The 21,114-nt window shown below is 66.9% G+C and carries 17 protein-coding genes and 1 rRNA gene; 12 read left to right on the top strand and 6 right to left on the bottom strand.

What is annotated here, in order from left to right; genetic code table 11:
* The first annotated feature begins 29 nt into the window (after positions 1-29).
* Positions 30-151, top strand: a 5S ribosomal RNA gene (gene rrf / locus BSG17_RS23485).
* A gap of 254 nt (positions 152-405) precedes the next feature.
* On the opposite strand, the gene BSG17_RS23480 is transcribed toward rrf, so the two are convergent.
* Positions 406-813 (bottom strand): hypothetical protein, encoded by a 408-nt coding sequence (locus BSG17_RS23480; protein ID WP_089827813.1) that lies wholly within the window; start codon positions 811-813, stop codon positions 406-408.
* A gap of 62 nt (positions 814-875) precedes the next feature.
* Positions 876-1,157, bottom strand: a complete 282-nt coding sequence (locus BSG17_RS23475) for a DUF8124 family protein (RefSeq protein ID WP_170864938.1) — start codon at positions 1,155-1,157, stop codon at positions 876-878.
* 160 nt (positions 1,158-1,317) lie between these two features.
* On the opposite strand from BSG17_RS23475, the gene BSG17_RS23470 reads away from it, so the two are divergent.
* The 3 genes from BSG17_RS23470 (at position 1,318) to BSG17_RS23460 (ending at position 4,835) form a co-directional block, all read left to right on the top strand.
* Entirely contained in the window at positions 1,318-2,508 is a 1,191-nt protein-coding gene (locus tag BSG17_RS23470) for a redox-regulated ATPase YchF (RefSeq protein WP_089827811.1), read from the top strand.
* A 676-nt stretch (positions 2,509-3,184) separates the two neighbouring features.
* Positions 3,185-3,946, top strand: coding sequence for an IclR family transcriptional regulator (locus tag BSG17_RS23465; protein WP_089827810.1), 762 nt, complete (start codon positions 3,185-3,187; stop codon positions 3,944-3,946).
* 124 nt (positions 3,947-4,070) lie between these two features.
* A complete protein-coding gene (locus BSG17_RS23460) occupies positions 4,071-4,835 on the top strand; it encodes a cyclase family protein (protein WP_089827809.1) in 765 nt (254 codons plus the stop codon).
* A 39-nt stretch (positions 4,836-4,874) separates the two neighbouring features.
* Here BSG17_RS23460 and BSG17_RS23455 read toward each other — a convergent pair whose 3' ends face one another.
* The gene (locus BSG17_RS23455; RefSeq protein ID WP_089827808.1) at positions 4,875-6,263 is read right to left on the bottom strand and encodes a uracil-xanthine permease family protein; all 1,389 of its coding nucleotides are present in this window, start codon (positions 6,261-6,263) and stop codon (positions 4,875-4,877) included.
* A gap of 88 nt (positions 6,264-6,351) precedes the next feature.
* On the opposite strand from BSG17_RS23455, the gene BSG17_RS23450 reads away from it, so the two are divergent.
* The 7 genes from BSG17_RS23450 (at position 6,352) to BSG17_RS23420 (ending at position 15,499) form a co-directional block, all read left to right on the top strand.
* Positions 6,352-7,395, top strand: a complete 1,044-nt coding sequence (locus BSG17_RS23450; protein ID WP_089827818.1) for an alcohol dehydrogenase catalytic domain-containing protein — start codon at positions 6,352-6,354, stop codon at positions 7,393-7,395.
* 66 nt (positions 7,396-7,461) lie between these two features.
* Positions 7,462-8,694 carry a molybdopterin molybdotransferase MoeA gene (locus tag BSG17_RS23445; protein WP_089827807.1) on the top strand — a complete coding sequence of 411 codons (1,233 nt, stop codon included), beginning with the start codon at positions 7,462-7,464 and terminating at the stop codon, positions 8,692-8,694.
* Positions 8,691-9,866: an MFS transporter gene (locus tag BSG17_RS23440; RefSeq protein ID WP_089827806.1), complete on the top strand. Its 1,176-nt coding sequence runs from the start codon at positions 8,691-8,693 to the stop codon at positions 9,864-9,866. The genes BSG17_RS23445 and BSG17_RS23440 overlap by 4 nt, the downstream gene beginning before the upstream one ends.
* Before the next feature lie 60 nt (positions 9,867-9,926).
* Positions 9,927-11,171, top strand: a complete 1,245-nt coding sequence (locus BSG17_RS23435) for a CaiB/BaiF CoA transferase family protein (RefSeq protein ID WP_244531693.1) — start codon at positions 9,927-9,929, stop codon at positions 11,169-11,171.
* Positions 11,172-11,197: 26 nt separating this feature from the next.
* Positions 11,198-12,376, top strand: a complete 1,179-nt coding sequence (locus BSG17_RS23430) for an XdhC family protein (RefSeq protein WP_089827804.1) — start codon at positions 11,198-11,200, stop codon at positions 12,374-12,376.
* A 100-nt stretch (positions 12,377-12,476) separates the two neighbouring features.
* A complete protein-coding gene (locus BSG17_RS23425) occupies positions 12,477-13,016 on the top strand; it encodes a (2Fe-2S)-binding protein (RefSeq protein WP_089827803.1) in 540 nt (179 codons plus the stop codon).
* Entirely contained in the window at positions 13,016-15,499 is a 2,484-nt protein-coding gene (locus BSG17_RS23420; protein WP_089827802.1) for a xanthine dehydrogenase family protein molybdopterin-binding subunit, read from the top strand. Before BSG17_RS23425 ends, BSG17_RS23420 begins: the two co-directional genes overlap by 1 nt.
* A 168-nt stretch (positions 15,500-15,667) precedes the next feature.
* Here the strand turns inward: BSG17_RS23420 and BSG17_RS23415 are convergent, their stop codons facing one another.
* The 3 genes from BSG17_RS23415 to BSG17_RS23405 form a co-directional block, all read right to left on the bottom strand.
* Positions 15,668-16,171: an SRPBCC family protein gene (locus tag BSG17_RS23415; RefSeq protein WP_244531692.1), complete on the bottom strand. Its 504-nt coding sequence runs from the start codon at positions 16,169-16,171 to the stop codon at positions 15,668-15,670.
* A 6-nt stretch (positions 16,172-16,177) separates the two neighbouring features.
* The gene (locus BSG17_RS23410; RefSeq protein WP_089827801.1) at positions 16,178-17,065 is read right to left on the bottom strand and encodes an FAD binding domain-containing protein; all 888 of its coding nucleotides are present in this window, start codon (positions 17,063-17,065) and stop codon (positions 16,178-16,180) included.
* Positions 17,066-17,248: 183 nt separating this feature from the next.
* Positions 17,249-19,138, bottom strand: coding sequence for a CocE/NonD family hydrolase (locus tag BSG17_RS23405; RefSeq protein ID WP_089827800.1), 1,890 nt, complete (start codon positions 19,136-19,138; stop codon positions 17,249-17,251).
* Between the two features lie 186 nt (positions 19,139-19,324).
* Here BSG17_RS23405 and BSG17_RS23400 point away from each other — a divergent pair, with 186 nt between their 5' ends.
* On the top strand, positions 19,325-20,923 hold the full coding sequence (locus BSG17_RS23400) for a uracil-xanthine permease family protein (RefSeq protein ID WP_089827799.1): 1,599 nt from the start codon (positions 19,325-19,327) through the stop codon (positions 20,921-20,923).
* The last annotated feature ends 191 nt before the right edge of the window (positions 20,924-21,114 follow it).

The following is a 21,114-nucleotide window of genomic DNA, read 5'->3' as shown; positions in this document are numbered from 1 at the left end:
GACTACGGTTCGATTCCGTAGGTCGGCGTTTAGGCGGCCACAGCGGTGAGGTTCCACCCGTACCCATCCCGAACACGGAAGTTAAGCTCACCAGCGTGGAAGCAAGTACTGGAGTGGGAGACCCTCTGGAAACACTTCTTCGCCGCCTCCACTCATATCTTAGCCCCCGAGCATTCGGTGCTCGGGGGCTTATTTCATTTGTAGCGACGAGCGACAGCACCGGACAGCGACAGCACCGCGTCTGCGACGCGCTACCGACAGCCCCGCGTCCGCGACGAAACAGTCAGTATCACACAAGCAACGACAGTACCGCGGCAGCGACGGCACAGCATCAGCAGATAGGGCCCACCATCGCGCCTGGCGGCGCGAAGGCGGGCGCAGCTCACCCGAGTGAGGGTCGGTCCGTCACTCGATCCGATCTCGACGTTCGAGTTCGGTCTCGAAGTCCTCGACCGACCGGTTCGCGAGCGACGCCGCCTCCATCGAGGAGAGTTCGAACCGTTCCGACGCGACGACTGCACCTTCGACGAGGAGATCGTCGGTCGGTCGGTCACCGCTCGCGAAGTCGAGTAGGGTGGTCTCCCGCTGGCCGAGCCGGAGACCGACGAGACAGGCGAGCACCGTCACGCCGGAGAGAGACAGATCGCCGTCGAGGCGGGCGCGTTCGAGTGCCCCCGCGAAGGCAACGTAGTCGCTTCTGTCGGTCGACGAGAGGAGTGCACGTTCGAGCGCTGCGTCCTGCATGGCCCGAACGGAGGAATCGGCGTCGACGGTGCTCTCGTCGTCTCGTCGACTCCCGTCGCTCAGCTGCATACGACGTCGTTCGGGTTCGTCCGGGAAATCCCCACGGGTTCGGCGTGGGAACAGGGAACCGTTCACTCGGACGCGTCCGGCGTCTCGAGCGAGTGGGCGACGACGGTTCCGTCCGGCTGTAGTGTCACCGTCCCGAGTCGGACAGTTTCGCCGGCAGGCGTCGTCGACGCGATCTGTTGGAGGACGGCTTGTTGGTCGAGTCGTTCCCAGACGGTCTGTTCGACCAGTCGTTGGAACTCCTCGGGGTTGGTCCACTCCGAGTCGATGTCCGAGGGGACCTGGACGAGGAACTGGAGATCGGTCTCGGTGACCCCGATACCGACGCCGAAGGTGTCGCCGCTCATAGTTTCAGTGAGTGTTTCGACCGTCATAGAGTCGTCGAAGCGAGCGGCCGTCGACGACCGGTCGTCGCCGGAGAGACAGGGGTCCAGGAAAGCGAGAGTCTCTCTCTCATACGGCTCTCGGGTAGAATCGCTTTTCAGCGTCGCTCGTCCAGAGCGAGTAATGAGTTACAAGATCGGTCTTGTCGGCAAACCCTCCGTGGGGAAGTCGAGCTTCTTCAACGCGGCGACGATGAACGACGTCCCCGAGGGGGCGTACCCGTTCACCACTATCGATCCGAGCGTCGGCGAGGCGTACGTCCGCGTCGAGTGTGCTGCCCCGGAGTTCGACGAGTCGTGCACACCGAACGTCGGCTACTGCGACGACGGGATGCGGTTCGTCCCGGTGAAACTCGTCGACGTCGCCGGACTCATCCCCGGTGCACACGAGGGGAAAGGGCTCGGCAACCAGTTCCTGACAGACCTCAACGAGGCGGACGTCCTCGTTCACATCGTCGACTTCTCGGGGAAGACCGACATCGAGGGTGAGGCGACGGAGGGACACGACCCTCGCGACGACATCGATTTCCTCGAGAATGAACTCGACATGTGGTATCTCGACATCCTAGAGAAGGGGATCGAGCGCTACCGCAGTGGTTACTCCGGCGAGGAGAAACAGATCGAGGTCGACCTCGCAGAGCAGATGAGCGCGTTCAAGACGAACAAAGACGAGATAAAGCAGATCGTCCTCTCGCTCGGTCTCGATCTCGACCCTGAGACGTGGGGCGACGAGGACCGCGAGGCGCTCGCCCGCGAGATCCGCAAGCGGACGAAACCGATCGTCATCGGCGCCAACAAGATGGACACACCCGAGGCGCAGGCGAACTTCGAGGAGATCACGTCCGACCCGGACTACGACCATCTGACGTTCGTCCCGGCGAGCGCCCACGCCGAGAAGGCGCTAAAGAAGGCGGCCGACGCGGGCGTTGTCGACTACCGTCCCGGCGACGCCGACTTCGATATCGTCGGCGACATCAGCGACGACCAGCAGGCCGGCCTCGAGCAGATCCGCGAGTTCGTCAATCAGTACGAGGGGACGGGCGTGCAGGCCGCACTTGAGCGGGCGCTGTTCGACGTGATGGGAGCTATCGCCATCTTCCCCGGGAGCGCCAACGGGTCGAAAGACGAGAAGGGGGTCTTCCGTGACTGCTTCATCCTCCCCGAGAACTCGACGACCGAAGACTTCGCGTACCACCTCCACTCCGACATCGGCGACGGACTCCTCCACGGCGTCGACTGTCGAGCGAAACGACAGATCGGCTCCGACCACGACCTCACTCATCGTGACGTCGTCGAGATCGTCTCGACGAACTGAGGAAACGACTTCAGAGTTTTACCCGATTCCGTCCACGAGTTCAAAGGCTGGAAAGAGCGCGAGAAGAACGGAGATATCTCAATAGACGTCACACACGAAAGCGTAGTTGAACAGTTGTATCGTTTCATCAAACGACAGCGAACTTCGAACGGCCACGCCGTCGACTGCCGTTACAGTGATAGGTGTGTAACCCAGTCTCGCCGACAGGGCTCGGCGTCCGTCAGCTATTTCCCGTGATACGGAACACCGTTCAGAGCCGGCTCCGTGGAGGTCGGCCGCGCCTGAGCTGACTATCTGTTTGATCGTCCTGTATCTATCCTTCTTAGGGTCACGTAGAACGACTTCTCACCAACCTCTGTGCGCGAATCTCAGATTCACAAGCGTTCGACACAGGAGAACAACTACCTTATCGTTCGTGACACTCTCACTCCCTCTCGTCTGGGGAATAGCCGAGACCGTGGCCCTAGGAGGACGATATCGACGGTCTGATTAGTCACACCTCCCATTTCCGCCCCACGCGCTTGTTCGGCTGGGCGGGACGACGACCGTGTTCTCGTCCGACAAGTTGGCGACCGGATTCCACAATCCGGCCTGCCGTACGTACTGAATCTTCTCCGAGAGGGTCATCCCACGATACGGAACTTTCATTATGTATGGGCTGATACACACGTCATCAATGAACTCACACACGAACACCGTCTCGTCGGTAGAGAAGGCGCTCGACGTGGTCGAACTGCTCCGATCGTCCGGTAGTGTCCGGCTATCGACCGTCGCCCGGGAGCTCGGCCTCTCGAAGAGCACCGCCCACCGCCACCTCAAGACGCTCGAACGACGCGGGTACGTCGTCGACACCGACGACGGCTACGTGCTCAGTCTCCAGTTCCTCGACCTCGGGGAGTTCACGCGGACTCGGGACCCCGCCTACCAGTTGGCGATGGAGAAGGTCGACGAGCTCGCCCGTCGGACCGACGAACGCGCCCAGTTCATGGTCGAAGAGCACGGTCGGGCGGTGTACGTCTACCGGAAGACCGGCAACCACGCCGTCAAGGCGGACTCCTACCCCGGGAAGCGCGTCCCGGTCCACGCGAGCGCAGCGGGGCTAGCCATCCTCTCGAACCTTCCGCACGAGCGCGTCGAGGACATACTCGCCCGTCACGGGTTGGAGTCGCTGACGGACCAGACGATCACGGACCGCGACGACCTGTTCGACGAACTCGACCGTATCCGCGAGCGTGGGTACAGCATCAACGACCAGGGGACGATCGAAGGGCTCAGAGCGGTCGGTGCGCCGGTCACCGACGCCGACGGCGAGGTCATCGGTGGGCTGAGCATCTCCGGACCGATCAACCGGATGCGCGGCGAGCGCTTCGAGGAGGAGTTCCCGTCGTTGCTGCTGGGTGCGACGAACGAACTCGAACTCAACATCGCGTACCAGTAGCGTCGGGGTGCGCTCGCGGCGGTTTTCGACGGGATTCGGCGTCGACCGCTCCGCTCGGACCGAATTCTGGGGATCGCTACCGCGGGGCGAACGGTTAAGTCCCTGCCTTGGGACTGTCGGATGTATGCTTGACGGCTACGAGATGTACGACTTGACCCAACCGTGGTCACAGGACACGCCCGCTTGGCCAACCTACGACAACCCGAAGGTGTGGTACGAGAAGAGTCTCGACACCGAGAAGGTCAACGGACAGAAGATCGAGTTCATGAATCACACGGGGACCCACCTCGACGGCGAGAAACACTTCGTCGCTCACGGCCGCGACATCGCCGAGATGCCGCTGGAGGAGCTCGTCGGCGACGCCGTCGTCGCGGACATCTCCGACAAGGTCGGCGACTACGACGTCTACACCAGCGAGATGATCGAGGACGTCTGTGACGTCCAGGAGGGCGACATCCTCTTCGTCCACACCGGCTACCAGAAGTACGCCTACCACCGCGAGGAGGCCGACCCGCACGCGTTCTTCTGCAAACACCCCGGTCCGAACATGGAGTTCGCCGAGTGGTGTCGCGACATGAACCTCAACTACCTCGTCCTCGACTGCGGGAGCGCCGACCACCCGATGAACACGGTGATCCGCGACGTGCGTCCCGAACTCGCAAAGGAGGCGGCGAAGAAACTCGGCGTCGACGACTTAGACGAGATCTTCCCGCCGGAGGGCTACCAGCTGATGCACACCGAACTGTTCCCGGAGGGGATCGTCCACGTCGAGAACGCACAGGTCCCCGAGGAACTGCTGAACGAGCGCGTCCAGATCGGCACCTTCCCGTGGCGGTTTGAGGGCGGCGAGTCCAGCGTCTGTCGCTGCGTCGCGTTCAAAGAAGAGTAGTCGGAGACCAGCGGTTCGGTTTTTGATTCTTTACGCTGTCTACTCCTGACCACCGTCCGTCGAGACGGCCGTAGGGTCGGAGTCGCGGTCCCGGACGTCGGCCTCGTCGGCAGGCAGCACCACGTTGAGCACGACCGCAGTGACGCCGCCCGCGATGAGTCCCGACCCGGCCAGCAGTCGCACCTCGTCCGGCAGACTCGACAGCACGTCCGGACGCACCTCGACGCCGACGCCGAGCACGATGGACGTCGCGATGATGGTCAGGTTCCGCTGCGTGAGCGTCACGCCGCGGGTGACGATACGGATCCCGACCGAGAAGATCATCCCGAAGAGGACGATCGCCGCCCCGCCGAGCACCGGGTTCGGCATCGCGGCGATGACCGCAGCCACCTTCGGGACGAAGCCGAGGACGACGAGCATCGCGCCGCAGAGTGCGACGACGTACCGACTCGCGACGCCGGTGAAACTGATGAGGCCGACGTTCTGCGAGAAGGAAGTGTTGGGGAAGGCGTTGAACACGCCCGCGACGGCGCTCATCACGCCGTCGGCGACGAGACCGCCCTTCAGCTCTCTCCCCTCGGGGTCGCGGCCGACCGACTCGGTCGTCCCCGAGATGTCGCCGATGGTCTCTATGGCCGTGACGATGTACGCGAAGGCGACGACGAGGATGGCGCTCGGTTCGAAGGCGACGCCGTAGGCCAGCGGCGTCGGCACCGAGAACCATCCGGCGCTGGCGACGCCGCTCAGGTCGAGCAGCCCGAGCGGGATCGCCGCGAGGTAGCCGACAACAACTGCAACGAGCACGCTCACCATCTTCAGGAAGCCGTCGAAGAACTGGTTCAGCCCGATGGCGATGGCGAAGACGAGCGCCGCGAGTCCCACGTTCTCGAGGTTACCGTAGGTCGCCGCGCCGGGGCCGCCGGCGGAGTAGTCCATCGCGACCGGGATCAGCGTGAGTCCGACGAGCATCACCACGATGCCGGTGACGAGCGGCGGGAAGAGCCCGCGGACGTCGTCGATGAAGTAGCCGATGAGCACCTCGATGGGCGCGGCGACGATGACCGCCCCGAAGATGGCCGCGAGGCCGAACTGGCTGCCGACGTCGATGAGCGGCGCGACGAAGATGGCGCTCGTCCCCATCACGACGGGGAGTCGCGCACCGACTGGACCGATGGGGTACGCCTGCACGATGGTCGCGACGCCCGCGACCAGCAGCGCCATCTGGAGGATGAACGTCGTGTCGGCCGCCCCCAATCCGATGGCCCGCGCGATGACGATAGGGAGCGCGGCCGTCGAGAGAAACATCGCGAGCAGATGCTGTATCCCGAGCGGGACCGCCTCGCCCGCGGGTGGTTTGTCTTCGATGTCGTACTCGACGATGTCGGTCGCGGGGGAGTCGCCGCGGACCGCGGTGTCTGGACGAGTCATGTGACAAGCTATCATGAATCATCGAACACATAACTGTTGGCACGGCTCTGCCGGGAGTTTTATGCGAACGTTTCGCATAGGCCGTGGCGTGACACAGACAGACGCCGTCGTCCTCGAGGAGTGGGACGGCGACCTGACGACCGACCGTATCGACGTCCCAGAGCCCGGCTCCGGTGAGGCACTCGTCGACGTCCGCGCCTGCGGCGTGACGAGAACGATCGAGAACGCGATCCGGGGTGGGCTCTCGGACGACCCCGCCCTCACGCCGCGCGTCCCCGGCCACGAGTTCGCGGGCGTCGTCGAGGCCGTCGGTCCCGGCGTCGACGCCGTCGAACCGGGCGACCGGGTGCTCTGTTACTTCTATCTCACCTGCGGGGCCTGCGACGCCTGCCGGCGAGGCGACACCGCTCGGTGCACCGACTTCAGCGGCTGGCTCGGCGTCCACCGCGACGGCGCGTACGCCGAGCGGACGGTCGTCCCCGCAGCGAACCTCCTGCCGCTCCCCGACGAGGCGAGTTTCGAGATGGGCGCGGTCGCCGCCGACGGCCTCGCGACGCCGCTGCACGTTTGTGACCGCGCCGCCGTCGACGACACCGACACCGTCCTCGTCGTCGGCGCGGCCGGTCGTGTCGGCGTCCACCTCTCGCAACTGGCCGCCCTGCGCGGCGCGCGCGTCCTCGCGGCCGACGTCGACTCGGATCGACTCGCCCACGTCGACGAGGTGACCCCGGACGCGGTGACGCCGGTCGACGCCCGTGAGGACGACCTCGCCGCCCGACTTCGCGACCGCTCAGACGGAGCAGGACCCTCCGTCGTCGTCGACACCGTCGGCGACCTCGAGACGCTCTCTGCGGCGTGGGAGGCGCTCGCGATGGGCGGGCGGGTCGTCTCGCTGACCACCCACCACGACCGGCGGTTCGACCCGCCGATGAAGGAGTTCGTCGTCAAGGAGGCCTCGTTCTTGGGGTCGCGCTACGCGACGAAGGACGAGGTGGTCCGCGCCGCTAGACTGCTCGCCGACGGCCGCGTCGACCCGGTCGTCACCGACCGCGTCTCGCTCGACGAGGTTCCCGCGCTCCACGAGTGCATCCGGCGCGGCGATCACCACGGGATGGCGGTACTTCGCCCCTGACTCGGGGAGACTGGAACCACGACCGACCGGGCCAACAGTTTTCACCTCCTCCGCGCTACGAGCGGTATGCACGACCACGACGACATGCTCGACCGGACGGCGGCGGTCGACCGCGTCCTCGCGCTCCGCGAAGCGTTCTTGCCGACTCGAGACACCGAACGCGTTGCTCTCGCCGACGTGGGGGGCCGCGTCCTCGCCGAGTCGGTCGTCGCCGACGTCGACGCGCCCGCCCACAGTCACGCGACGATGGACGGGTTCGCCTTCGACGCCCGCGAGTCGTACCCCTTCGAACTCCGCGAGGGCGAGGTGTTCCCCGAGGGCGACCCGGGCGACCTCGAACCCGGACAGGCCGCGCGGATCGCCACCGGCGCGCCCGTCCCCCGCGGTGCCACTGCCGTGATCAAGCGCGAGGACGCGACCGTCGCCAACGGCGAACTCCGCGCCGGTCCCGACGTCTCGCCCGGCACCTACGTCTACGAGCGCGGGAGCAACTTCCGTGCGGGCGACGAACTGTTCGCGGTGGGCGATCGACTCGGCCCGAAGGACGCCATCCTGCTCGGCGACCTCGGTCGCGACGACGTCGAGGTGTACGAGCGGCTCTCGGTGGGCGTCCTCGCCACCGGCACCGAGATCCACGAGGGCGTCAGCCGTGATCTCGACTCGGCGATGCTGCAGGGACTCGTCGACGCCTGGGGCCACGAGGCGACCTTCGAGGGGAGCGCGCCCGACGAGTACGACCGCGTCGAGTCGCTCGTCACCGAGACTGCCGAACGTCACGACGTCGTCGTCACCACGGGCGGCACCAGCGTCGGACACAAAGACCACGTCGTCCGGGCGCTCTCTGAACTCGGCGAGGTGCTGTTCCACCGGGTGCGCCTCCGACCGGGCAAACCGATCGCCGTCGCCCGCCTCGCGGACCACGACGCCGTAGCGTTCGCCATACCCGGTAAACCGGTCGGCGCACACACCGTCGCGACGCTCGTCGCTCGCCCGTTCTTCACCGGCGACGTGTCGCTGCCGACGGTCGCGGCGACGCTCGCCCGCGACGTCGGTCTCGGTCCGTCGGGGTTCGAGTACGCCGTCCCGGTCACGCTAGCCCGAAACGCTGAGACGGGAACGCCCGAGGCGATGCCGCTGGGACACGCCGACTCGCCGCTCTCCGTGTACGCCGACACGTTCGACCCGAGCGTGCTCTCGTCGTCGACGCGGGCGACCCGCGCCGACGGCGTCGTCGTGACGACGGAACCGCTCGCGGCCGGCGACTCGGTCCGAGTCGTCCCCTACCCGGTCCTCGAATGAGCGCGACCGTCGCCGCGCGTCGAGCGGTCGCCGCCGAGACGGTGCCGTGGGGTGCGGTCGCCGCGCTCGGCACCGGGTTGTTCGGCCTCGGCATCGCCGTCGGCGCGTACGGGGCGGTCGTCCCGCTGCTCATCGACCGCGGGGTGTCCCCGGACGCGGCGGGATTGGGGATGACCGTCTACCTGCTCGGCCAACTCGTCGCCGTCCTCCCGGCCGACCGCCTCGCGCGGACGTGGCCGGTCCACCGGGTCGCGGCCGGCGGGTTCGTCCTCGGCGGCGTCGGTGCCGGACTCGGGGCGGAGCTCGCGCTCTCCGTGGTCTACCTCTCGCGGCTCCTGCTCGGCGTCGGGATGGGCGCCGCCTTCGTCGCCTGCATGACGTACGGCGGTCTCCGCACGACGGGGCCGGCGACCGCGAGCACGCAGGGAGCGCTTGGCGCGCTGTTCACGCTCGGTCTCGCCGCCGGGGTGGCGTTGGGGCCGGACGCCGTCGCGCTGGTCGGCCCCAGCGCCCCGGCCGCCGTCGCGCTGGCGCTGGCGCTCGCGGGCGGCGTCGCGACGGCCCGCGTCCGTCCCGTCGGCGACCGGCCGCGTCTCCCGCTCGGCCGCTACCTCGCACCGTTTCGGTCGGCGGTCGGACTGACGCTCGGGCTCGGCAACATGGCCGCCTTCGGCTTCCTCATCGTCGCGACGACCTGGTACAGCGACGTGCTCGCGGGTGTGGCGGGCGCGCCGGCGCTCGCCGTCCTCACCGGGTTTTCGCTCGCGACGGTGCTCGGTCGCGGCGGTGGCGGCGTGCTCGCGGGTCGTCTCGGCGAGTCGACGGCCGCCTTCCTCTCGCTCGTCGTGCTCGCGGCGACGCTCGCGGGGGTCACCGCCGGGCTCGCGGGCGGGAACCGGACGCTGCTGCTCGTCTCGCTCGTCGCGACGGGTGCGGGGTTCGGCCTCCCGTTCGGGCCGCTTTTCAGTCTCGCGTTCGCCAACCTCGGCGAGGAGTCGGGCGTGACGCTCGTCGGGATGACCGCCGTCGGCAACGCCGGCGCGCTCGTCTACCCGTGGCTCGTCGGCCGCCTCCTGAGCGAGACCGCCTCCTACGTCGCGGGGTTCGCCGTGATGACGCTCACCGTCGTCGTCGTCGCCGTGCTCTGGTCGGTGTCGCTCGGCGTCCGTTGACCGCCGCGCACACCACGGGGTTGGGTAACGCTTTTCATGGTCGGTCGGCTTTTGAGGGGTGTGAACTCACGCGACTACATACTGGAGGGGGTGCGCGTCGTCGACCTCTCGACGTTCGTCACCGGCGGTTTCTGCTCGCTGATGCTGGCGAATCAGGGGGCGGACGTGATCAAGGTGGAACGACCCGACGTCGGCGACGACATCCGGCACAGCGGTCCGCCGTTTCTCGACGGCGAGTCGCCGTACTACTGGACGGTGAACTACGACAAGCGGAGCGTCGAACTCGACCTCAAGAGCGAGGCGGGCACGGAGGCGCTGTTCGACCTCGTCGCCGAGGCAGACGTGTTCGTCCAGAACTTCCGCCCCGGGACGGCCGAGCGTCTCGGCGTCGACTACGACGCCGTCACCGAGGCCTGCGAGGATATCGTCTACTGTGACATCTCGGCGTTCGGTGCGACCGGCCCGTGGCGCGAGCGTCCCGGCTACGACCTGCTGGTGCAGGGGCTCTCGGGCATCATGAGCGTCACCGGCGAAGCGGACGGCCAGCCGGTGAAGGTCGGCCTGCCGCAGACGGACCTCATTACTGGCATGTGGGCCGCCTTCGGCATCGTCTCGGCGCTCTACCGCCGCGAACGCACCGGCGAGGGCGAGTACATGGACCTCGGGATGCTCGACGCCACCCTCCCGTGGCTGACGAAGCAGGCCGGCAAGGTGTTCGCGGGCGAGGAAACCGGCCGGATGGGGACGAAAGACCCCGTGCTCGCGCCGTACCAGACGTTCCGCACGAAGGACAGCCACCTCAACGTCGCCTGTCTCAACCAGAAGCTCTGGAAGGAGTTCTGTCACGCCATCGACCGCCCCGACCTCCCCGAGGACGAGCGGTTCGAGACGAACGCCGACCGCGTCGACGCGATGGACGAGTTGGAGGCGGAGATCGAGTCGACGCTCGGAGAGCGGACGACCGACGAGTGGATGGAGGTGCTCGTCGAGGCGGGCGTCCCGGCCGGGCCGGTCCAGGAGGTCGCGGACGCGCTCGACAACGAACAGACCGAGGCCCGCGAGATGGTCGGGACGATGGAGGCCGACGGTCGAGAGCTGCCGGTCGTCGAACATCCGCTGAAGTTCAGACACGCCGAGAGCGGCTTTCGGTCCCCCCCGCCCCGACTCGGCGAACACACCCGCGAGGTGTTCCGCGAACTCGGTTACTCCGGGCAGGAACTCGACCGACTGGTCGGCGAGGCCGACCCCGCGGCCTCGACCGACGGCGCCGAGACGGCCACCGCGGCCGACACGGACGAAGACTGATATCCGATGAACCCCCACCTACAGCCATGACCGACGCAACGTCCGACGAGTGGGACACGACGCCGCTGGGTAGCTACCGCGCACTCCGGGCGTCGCTCTCGACCTCGACCTCGACCGAGCGGCCGGCCGCCGTCGCGACGGTGACGAACGTCGAGGGGTCGGCCTACCGACGCCCCGGTGCGAAACTCGTCGTCTCGGCGAGCGGCGACAGCACCGGCGCGGTGACCGCCGGCTGTCTGGAGGACTCCGTCGCCGACGTCGCCGCCGCCGTCGTCGACAGCGGTGCGCCCCGAACCGAACGGTTCGACCTGACGAACGACGCCGAGGGCGTCTGGGGGATGGGACTCGGCTGTAACGGCGTCGTCGACATCCTCGTCGAACCGGTCGATGAGAGCTTTCGCCCGGCGGTCGACGAACTCGAAGCGAAGCGAACGGTCGTGCTCGCGACGGCCGTCGCCTCGACCGATCCGGCCGTCGCCGTCGGCGACCGAACGACGCTGACCGGCGGCGGGGACGGTTCACCCGACCGGGTCGCTCGCGGCCGGACGGGGCTCCCCGCCGACGTCCTCGACGTGCTCGCCGACGAGGTCGACTCGCTCCGCGAGGCCGGGCGGGCGGCGACTGTCACGGTCGAGACCGATGCGGGGGCGGTCGACGTCTTCGTCGACGTGCTCGAACCCGCACCGGACCTGCTGGTGTTCGGTCGCCAGCGGGACGTCGACCCGGTCGTCCGGTTCGGGCGCGAGGCAGGGTTCCGGGTTCGCGTCGTCACCGGGCGCGGCGGCGACGCCGACGTCGACCGGTTCCCCGACGCCCACGAGGTGCTCCCGACGCGCGCGCCGGATCTGGCCAGCGCCGTCGACGCACCGGAACACACCTACGCGCTCCTGATGTCGCACAACTTCGTCGACGACCGCCTCGCCCTGGATTCGCTGCTGGAGACGGCCGTCCCCTACGTCGGGCTGATGGGGCCGCGGAAGCGCTTCGAAGAGATGCGCGAGGCGTTCGCCGAGGAGGGAACTCCCCTCGAACGGGCCGACCTCGACCGCATCGCGACGCCCGTGGGGTTGGACCTCGGCGGCGACCACCCCTCACAGATCGCGCTCAGCGCCGTCTCGGAACTGCTCGCCGTCCACAACGGGCGCGACGGGGGTCGCCTGACCGACCGTGCGGGGCCGATCCACGACCGGGTCGCCCGCGACTGAGCTCTCGGGCGACCGGAGGGAGAGTCCGACCCCGTCTCTCTGCCCCGACTTGCGGAAACACTTATCATGGTAACTTCCCTCATTCAGTCTATCCCTATCCATGAGCACTGATGCATCAGAGCAGTCGGAGCGGCCGACCGAACAGATATCGCTCACGTTGAACGGTGAGGAGGTCTCCGCGGAGGTCGAACCCCGGTTGAAGCTCTCGGACTTCCTCCGAAACTACCAGCGCCTGCGCGGCGTCCGTGTGGGCTGTGAACACGGAGTCTGCGGCGCGTGTACCGTCACCCTCGACGGTCGAAACGTCAAGAGCTGTCTCGTCTACGCCGTACAGGCCGACGGCGGCGAGGTCGAGACGGTCGAGGGGCTCGCCGAAGACGGAGAGCTCCACCCCGTCCAAGAAGCGTTCCACGAGGAACACGCCCTCCAGTGTGGGTTCTGTACGAGCGGCTTCGTCATGGCGACGAAGGAGCTGCTCGCGGACAACCCCGACCCCACCGACGAGGAGATCCGCGCGGGACTCGCCGACAACATCTGTCGGTGCACCGGCTACCACAACATCTACGACGCCGTCCGACGGGCGGCCGACGAGATGGACGGCGAAGGCGAGACCGGGGCGGCCGGGACGGGGGACGACTGATGTCGCAGACGGACACCCACGCGGAGACGCAGTCGGAACCCGGCGCGAGCGCGGGCGACGAGAGCAGACGCGAGACGTTCACCGGCAGCAGCGTCAAGCGCGTCGAGGACCACCGCATCCTCACCGGACGGGCCGAGTACGTCCACGACATCACGCCCGATGGCTGTCTCCACATGGCGCTGTTGCGGACGACCCACCCGCACGCCCGTATCGAGTCGATCGACACGAGCAAGGCAGAGGAACACCCCGACTGTGCGCTCGTCCTGACGGGGGAGGACCTCGTCGAGGGCTACAACCCGATGCCCTGCGGACTGGAGGGGTTCGAGGAGTGGTCGCTGGCGGTCGACAAGGTGCGCTTCGTCGGCGAACCCGTCGCCGCCGTCGTCGCCACCGACCGCTACGTCGCCGAGGACGTCGTCGACCTCGTCCGCGTCGAGTACGAACAGTTGGAGCCGGTCGTCGACTCCGTCGCCGCCTGCGACGACGAGGTGGTCGTCCACGAAGATGTGGGAACGAACGTCCCCGACGGCGAGTGTCTGGAGTTCGGCGACCCCGACGGCGCCTTCGAAGACGCGGACAACGTCGTCGAGCGCGAGTACTCGTGGGGCCGTATCTCGGGCGTGCCGCTGGAGACCGCGGGCGTCGTCGCCACCTACGACCCCGACGACGACGAGTTCGACATCGACTGCAACATCCAACTGCACACGCTCGTCGACGACACGGTCTACGAGACGCTGGGCTACCCGCCGGAGAAGGTCCGACTGAACGTCCCGGCCGACATCGGCGGCAGTTTCGGGACGAAGATCGCCATCCACCGCTACTGCTCGCTGTCGGCGATGGCGAGCCAGCAGCTCGATGGGACGCCCGTGAAGTTCGTCGAGGACCGCGTCGAGAACCTACAGGGTGGCGACATGCACTGTACCGACCGGAACTACCGTGTCAGACTCGCCGTCGACGACGACGGGACGATCCGCGGACTCGACACCTGGTTCGTCGACGACTTCGGGGCGTTCCCGCGCTATCCGGTCAACCAGGCGCTGAAACCGCTCTCGGTCGTCTCCGGCGCGTACGACATCCGCGACGTCCGCTACGACTACGATCTCGTCCTGACGAACAAGACGTCGCAGACAGCGTACCGAGGGTTCGGTGTCCCGCCCCATTTCTACGCGCTGGAGATGGTGATCGACGAGGCGGCCCGCGAACTCGGGATCGACTCGACTGAACTCCGCCATCGCAATCTCGTCCAACCCGACCAGATGCCGTACACCATCGCCTCGCACAACGTCTACGACTCCGGAGACTACCCGGAGGCGCTCGACCGCATCCAGGAGATCGTCGAGGAGAAGGAGCTCTGTGAGGGCGGGCTGCTCGACCCCGAGGTCGTCGAGGCCAAGCGCGAGGAGGGAAAGTACCGCGGCGTGAACTACACGCTCCTCATCGAACCCGGCGTCAGCGGCTCGGACTGGACCGACCGACAACGCAGCGACCGCGAAGCGCTACAGACCCGCGACCGTGACGAGGTCGCCGAACTACCCGAACATCTCCGCGTGGAGGTCCAGTCCGACGGCACGATTCAGGCGTGGCTCGCCGCGGACTCCTCCGGACAGGGTCACCAGACCATCGTCGCCCAACTGCTCGCCGACGAACTCGAGATCCTCCCGAGCGACGTCGACACAGGCTATCTCGACAGCGTCGCCGCACCGACGGTGTACGGCTCTGCGGCCTCGCGGATGGCCGTGATGCTGTCGGGGGCGGCCCAGGGCGTCGGCGAGAAACTGACGGAGAACCTTCGGCAGCTCGCCGCCCAGGAGTGGGGCGTCGACGTCGACGACGTCACCTACCGCGACGGCGGCGTCGAGCGGGTCGACGGGGGCGACCGACTGTCGCTGGCCGACCTCGCCGAGATCGACGGCGGTCTCAACGACCCGAAGACGCGCGTGAGCTACGACTACCAACATCCCGCCACCGAGTTACCGGCGTTCGACGAGGCGCTCCGGAACAAGTTCCCGGTCTACCCGACGGCGGCGTTCGCCGCCAACGCGCCGATCGTCGAGGTCGACACCGACACCGGACAGGTCGAGATCCTGAAGTTCTACTCGCTGCGCGACTGCGGGACGCAACTCAACCCCGAGATCGTCGAGGGACAGGCGTACGGCGGGCTCGCACAGGGGATCGGTGCGGCGCTGTTAGAGGAGTTCGGCTACGACGAGGCGGGCCAGCCACAGGCTATCACGTTCTTCGACTACCGGCTCCCATCGGTGAAGAACATCCCACCGGTCGAACTCCACCACTCGGAGACGCCGTCGCCGTTCACCGCCACGGGCGCGAAGGGGACCGGCGAAGGGGGGATGATCGACGGCCCGGCTGCCATCGCCTCTTCGATCAACGCGGCGCTCGAACCGCTCGGTATCGTCGCCGACGAGATCCCCGTCACGCCCGACCGCCTCCGACGGAAACTCCGCGAGCGCGACGACGACGAGTAATCGACACGTCGCCCGGCGGTCGTCTTCTGCTCTTGCACCGGAGCGACGCGTTCGCTCGTCGTGAGAGCGAGAACGAGAGCGGGAACACGGTACGGAGACGACCGAGACGCGGTCGCTCCGACTCGATGAAAAGAACAGTGAGAACCGACACTGCCGTGAGTGCGCGACTCAGCCTTCGAGTGACGCTTCCGCGTCGGGCTTGCCTTCGAGTTTCGAGACGGCCGGGACGCCCTCGTCGGCCATCTCCTCTAGATCCTTGAAGAAGTTGTCGACGATGCGGCCGGCGACGCTACCGAGCGCGCGCTGGCCCATGCTGGCGATGAGGCCGGAGGCGTTGGCCTGCGCCTCCCACTCGGCGGTCGTCGTCCCGTCGGCGTTCTCCGCGAGACGCATCTCGGCGACGGTGTCGAACGAGTTGCGGCTGGCGTCGCCCTCGACCTGCATCTGCAGCAGCTCCGGTTCGATCGTCTGCGTGACGACCATGTCGACGTCGAACGTGGGCTTGACGCTGCCGACGCCGACGGCGATGGTCGCCTTCAGCTCCGAGGGCGTGACCATCTCGATGTGGTCACAGCCCGGCGCGCAGGTCGCCAGGATCTCGGGGTCGGTGAAGTAGTTCCAGAGCGTTTCGCGGTCGTGGTCCGAGGTGAAGTCGCCGTTGAATTCCATCATGATCTGTTAGTGTTGTGCGTTGTCGTAGGACGTTTCGAGCGAGCGCTTCGTGTACTCGCCGGCCAGTTCTCGTTTGTACTCCTCGTCCGCGTGCAGCTCGCCGCCCGGACGAGCCTCGGCGACCGCGGCCTCCGCCGCCGCCGCGAGCGTCTCCTCGCTCAGCGGTTCGCCCTCGACCGCCTCCTCGGCGGCTTCGACGCGGAGCGGGACGTCGGCGGCGTTCGCGAGCGCGACGCGCGCCTCCTCGACCACCGGGTCGTCGGCGTCGGCGTCGTCGACGCGGATCGCGGTGCCGGCGCTGATAGTCGGCCACGTCTGCGTGGCGGGTTTCTGCTCGAGGAACGCCATTCCGGTTCGGTCGGTCGGGAACGGGTCCCGCGAGACGGAGACGCCCGTGATGAGTTCGTCCTCCGCGAGGTCGGTGAACATGTAGGCAATGAAGTAGTCGGCCGCGTCGACGGTCCGCTCGCCCTCCGAGGAGGTGATGTGGAGTTCACCGTCGAGCGCGGCCAACACGGTGGGGTAGTTGCCCGCGGGGTCGGCCTCGGCGATGCTGCCGCCGAGCGTGCCGAGGTTGCGGACGCTCGGCCCGGCGATCTGTTCGGCCGCCGCCGAGAACATCGGCATGGCGGCCTGTAGGTCCGCCGAGGCCGCGATGTCGCGGTGTCGAGTGAGCGCGCCGACCGAGACGGTGTCGTCGTCGACGTCGACGTACGCCAGTTCGTCGAGGTCGTTGATGTCGACGAGGTGGTTCGGCGTCGCCAGTCGGTTCGCCATGATGATGCCGAGCGACTGGTTGCCCGCCATCAGTTCGGCGTCGTGGTGCTCTGCGAGCAGTGCGGTGGCCTCGGCGACCGTCGTGGGGCGGTGGTACTCGAAGGTGGCCGGCTTCATCCGGCGACCACCTCCCGACCCGTCGGTCGGCGGGACACCCCCGCCCGAGTGGGAAGATGACTCATACTGGTACGTGTCGATAATGAACAGCACCTGTATAAGTGTTGCCGTGGAACAAACTCTCAAGAACCACCGTCGACAGTCGGCCGGCGACGATCCGTCGGATCGCGTCGGCGGCGACCGTCAGCGACGCTGGACGGGCAGTTCGATACGCGTCGGGTGGGCAGCGTCGTGGTGGACCGTGTTGGTCGCGACGACGTACTCGCGGTCGCCGTAGAGCGGTCCACCGGTGTTGTGGTTGACGTCGTACCGTGGGAAGTTCGACGAGGAGATGTCCAGCCGGATGCGGTGGCCCGCCTTGAACACGTTCGCCGTCGGGTACGGCTCCATGTAGTACTCGTAGACCTCGCCGGGGTCGACGAAGTCCTCGTGGTCGCGGTAGCCGCGGTAGCGCGCGCGACAGACGGAGTCACAGAGGTTCAGCGCGAACCCGTTGGGGAACTCCGTCGACGGCGGATACTCGTCGATCAGTTTGGCCGTGAAGTCGGTGTCGGCGGCGTCGGTCGACCCGAACACGCTGACTCGAATAGGGCCGGTGATGACCAGATCCTCCTCCAGCGGTTCCGTCCGGTAGACGAGCACGTCGTCGCGCTGTTCGAGCGGTCCGTACGGGGCCTCCGCGCCGAAGGTGTCCGGTCGCGTCCGTTGGTCGTAGCCGCCGCGGCCGGTGATGTCCTGCAGATTCCGGTTGGCGAGCGGGTACTCGAGGATGTTCTCCTCGCGCGGTTCGTAGGTGATGTACGACGAGCAGTTGCCGCCGAGCGTCGGAACCGGGTCCTTCGGGTCGAACTCGTAGCTCGTCGACCCGCCGTCCGCTGCTGGCTCTTCGGTCGAGAGCGTCCCGTCGCCGTGGACGTAGTAGTTCGTGGACTCCGTGTCGGCGGGGGGCCACTCGTCGGCGCTGGTCCACTCGCCGCCGTGGAACAGTCGTCCGTCGCGGGCGGCGTGGCCGTCGCCGTGACCCATCTCGAAGTACTGGACGGTCGGCTGGTCGCTCCAGCTGTCTCTCCCCTTCAGGTAGTGGTCGAAGAAGTCCAGTCGGGTCTGCTGGTAGTCCATCAGACAGTCGTCGCCGAACTCCAGTTCGCCGGAGTAGGACTTGTTCCACGAGGGCAGCGGGTAGGTGTTCCAACCGTGAGTCCACGGACCCATGAGGAGGAACTGGTCGCTCTCGCTCCTCGAGGCGAACGCCTCGAAGTTGTCGCAGGTGGCCTTCGTGTAGGAGTCGTACCACGCGCCTGAGTAGACGGTGGGGACGTCGGCGCTCTCGTCGTAGTGCGCCTCGAAGTTGACGCCCGGCGACTGCCAGAGTTCGTCGTCCGCATCTCCCTTGGTCATGATGTCGAACGTCCACTCCTCGTAGTCGGGGATGTGTCGCAGCGGTGACTGTCCGGGGAGGACGGGGCTGTCGGCGAGCACGTCTCGAACGTCGACGTTGGCGAGCAGCTGCTGTACGTCGGGGTCGTCGAGTGCGCGCTTCGCGAAGCCGCCACCGAGCGTGAGCGCCCAGCAGAGCCACCGGAGTTCGAACGTCCCGTTGTGGCGGAACGTGGCCTTCCGGCCGTTGGCCGCCCCCTGGTTGACGAACATCGCTGCCAAATGCGGCGGGTTCTGCGTCGCGAGCGCGCTCTGGACCCACGCGCCGTAGGAGGTGCCGATGGTACCGACCTGCCCGTCGCAGTACTCCTGTTCGGCCAGCCACTCGACGGTGTCGTGTCCGTCCTCGGCCTCGTTCACGAAGATGTAGTAGTCGCCCTCGGAGTTGAAGCGGCCGCGGCAGTCCTGGATCGCGACGACGTAACCGCGCTTCGCGAACCACTCCCCGTGTCGCTCCATCCGCCCGCGTTTGCCGTACGGCGTGCGGTCCAACAGGACCGGGAGCGGCTCCTCGACCGGTTCGCCGGTCGACGGATCGGTCGGTCGATAGACGTCCGTCGCGAGACGGACGCCGTCTCGCATCTCTACCATCACGTCCAGCTCGGCGTGAACGCCGTAGCTCGGTTCTGCACCCATACCCTCCGCACTCCGACCACCCTGAAAAACGTTTGCACCCCACGTGCTGCGTTTCAGCTGACGGTTCGAGTAAAAATTGCGGTAGATTTATGCTAATGCTTCAAGCACATTCCCTGGTAGACCCATGCCATCATCCGACACACAACAGAATTCGAGAATGTACGGAGACCAAATAGGAGTTAACAGATGAGCGACGACACTGTCGGCCCCGAGGGGAACCCCGGCGGGCCCGAGGAGTCCAGCTTCATCGAGTACGGAATCGACGAGAAACCACCGCTGCTCGAGTCGGTGTTCCTCGGCTTCCAGCACTATCTGACGATGATCGGCGCGACCGTCGCCATCCCGCTGGCGCTGGCGGGGGCGATGGGGATGTTCGAGGCCGCTCCCGGCGAGATTGGTCGTCTCATCGGGACGTTCTTCGTCGTCTCCGGTATCGCGACGCTCGCACAGACCACCATCGGCAACCGCTACCCGATCGTCCAGGGCGGGACGTTCTCGATGCTCGCACCGGCGCTCGCCATCATCGGCGTCGTCGCGGCGTCGAACCCCGCCCAACCGCTCTGGCGGGCCTCACTCCTCGAACTACAGGGGGCCGTCATCGTCGCTGGTCTCGTCGAGGTGCTCATCGGCTACTTCGGCGTCATGGGGAAACTGAAGCGCTACATGGGTCCGATCGTCATCGCGCCCGTCATCGCGCTCATTGGCCTCGCACTGTTCAACGTTCCGCAGATCACGAATCCGAACTTCGGGGCGGACGGGACGGGACAGAACTGGTGGCTTCTTGGTATTACGCTTGTGTCCATCATCCTGTTCTCGCAGTACCTCGACAAGTACCACCGCCTGTTCCGGCTGTTTCCGGTGCTCATCGGCATCGTCGTCGCCTGGGGGTTCGCGGCGGTCATGTCCGTCACCGGCTTCTACGCTCCCGGGACCGTGAGCTACGTCGACTTCAGTTCGGTTGCGGCGGCCAGCGTCGTCCAGCCCATCTACCCGTTCCAGTGGGGGATGCCGCAGTTCACCCCCGCGTTCATCATCGGGATGATCGCCGGGATGCTCGCCTCCTCCATCGAGTCGTTCGGTGACTACCACTCGGTCGCTCGGATGGCCGGGCGCGGTGCGCCGTCCAGCCGTCGCATCGATCACGGTATCGGGATGGAGGGTCTCGGCAACACCTTCGCGGGCGTCATGGGGACGGGCAACGGGTCAACCTCCTACACGGAGAACGTCGGCGCGATCGGCATCACGGGCGTCGCCTCCCGATACGTCGTCCAGATCGGCGCGCTCGTCATGATCGTCGTCGGCTTCATCGGCCCCATCGGCCAACTGTTCGCGACGATCCCGGCCCCCATCGTCGGCGGGCTCTACATCGTCATGTTCGGACAGATCACCGCCGTCGGCCTGTCGAACCTGAAGTTCATCGACCTCGACTCCAACCGCAACGTGTTCATCGTCGGCTTCGCGCTGTTCGCGGGGTTGGCGATTCCGGCGTACATGGGGCAGGTCGGGTCGGCCTCGGCGTTCCAGGAGGGACTCGCCGGCGTCGCCGTCCTCGGCGGCATCCTCGGGACGACCGTCGTCGCCAACACCATCTTCGTCATCGGGTCGACGGGGATGGCCGTCGGCGGCCTCATCGCCTTCTTCCTCGACAACACCATCGAAGGCTCCCGCGAGGAGCGCGGACTGGTCGAGTGGGAACAGATGACCGAAGACGACTCGGACTTCGTCCCGTTCTGGCAGCGCCTCGGCGGGAAAGACGAAGACGTGCCACCGTCTCGCGCGGACTGAATTGCTCTCTTCTCTTCATCGCCGCCCATCGAGCGACTGTTCCCGCGCGCCGGCAGGTGCCGTGGAATCGTTCTCACCCCCACGGCTTCTGCGTTGTGCACGCCGAGATACGCGCTGGCAGGTGCCGTGGGGTCGCCCTCACCCCAACGGCTTCCACGTTGCGCGCGACGAGATACGCGCTGGCGGGTGCC

The sequence above is a fragment of the Halogranum amylolyticum genome, assembly GCF_900110465.1.
Classification (GTDB): domain Archaea; phylum Halobacteriota; class Halobacteria; order Halobacteriales; family Haloferacaceae; genus Halogranum; species Halogranum amylolyticum.
Note: the sequence above shows the minus strand (reverse complement) of the source record. Positions and strands in the feature narration are given on the sequence as shown.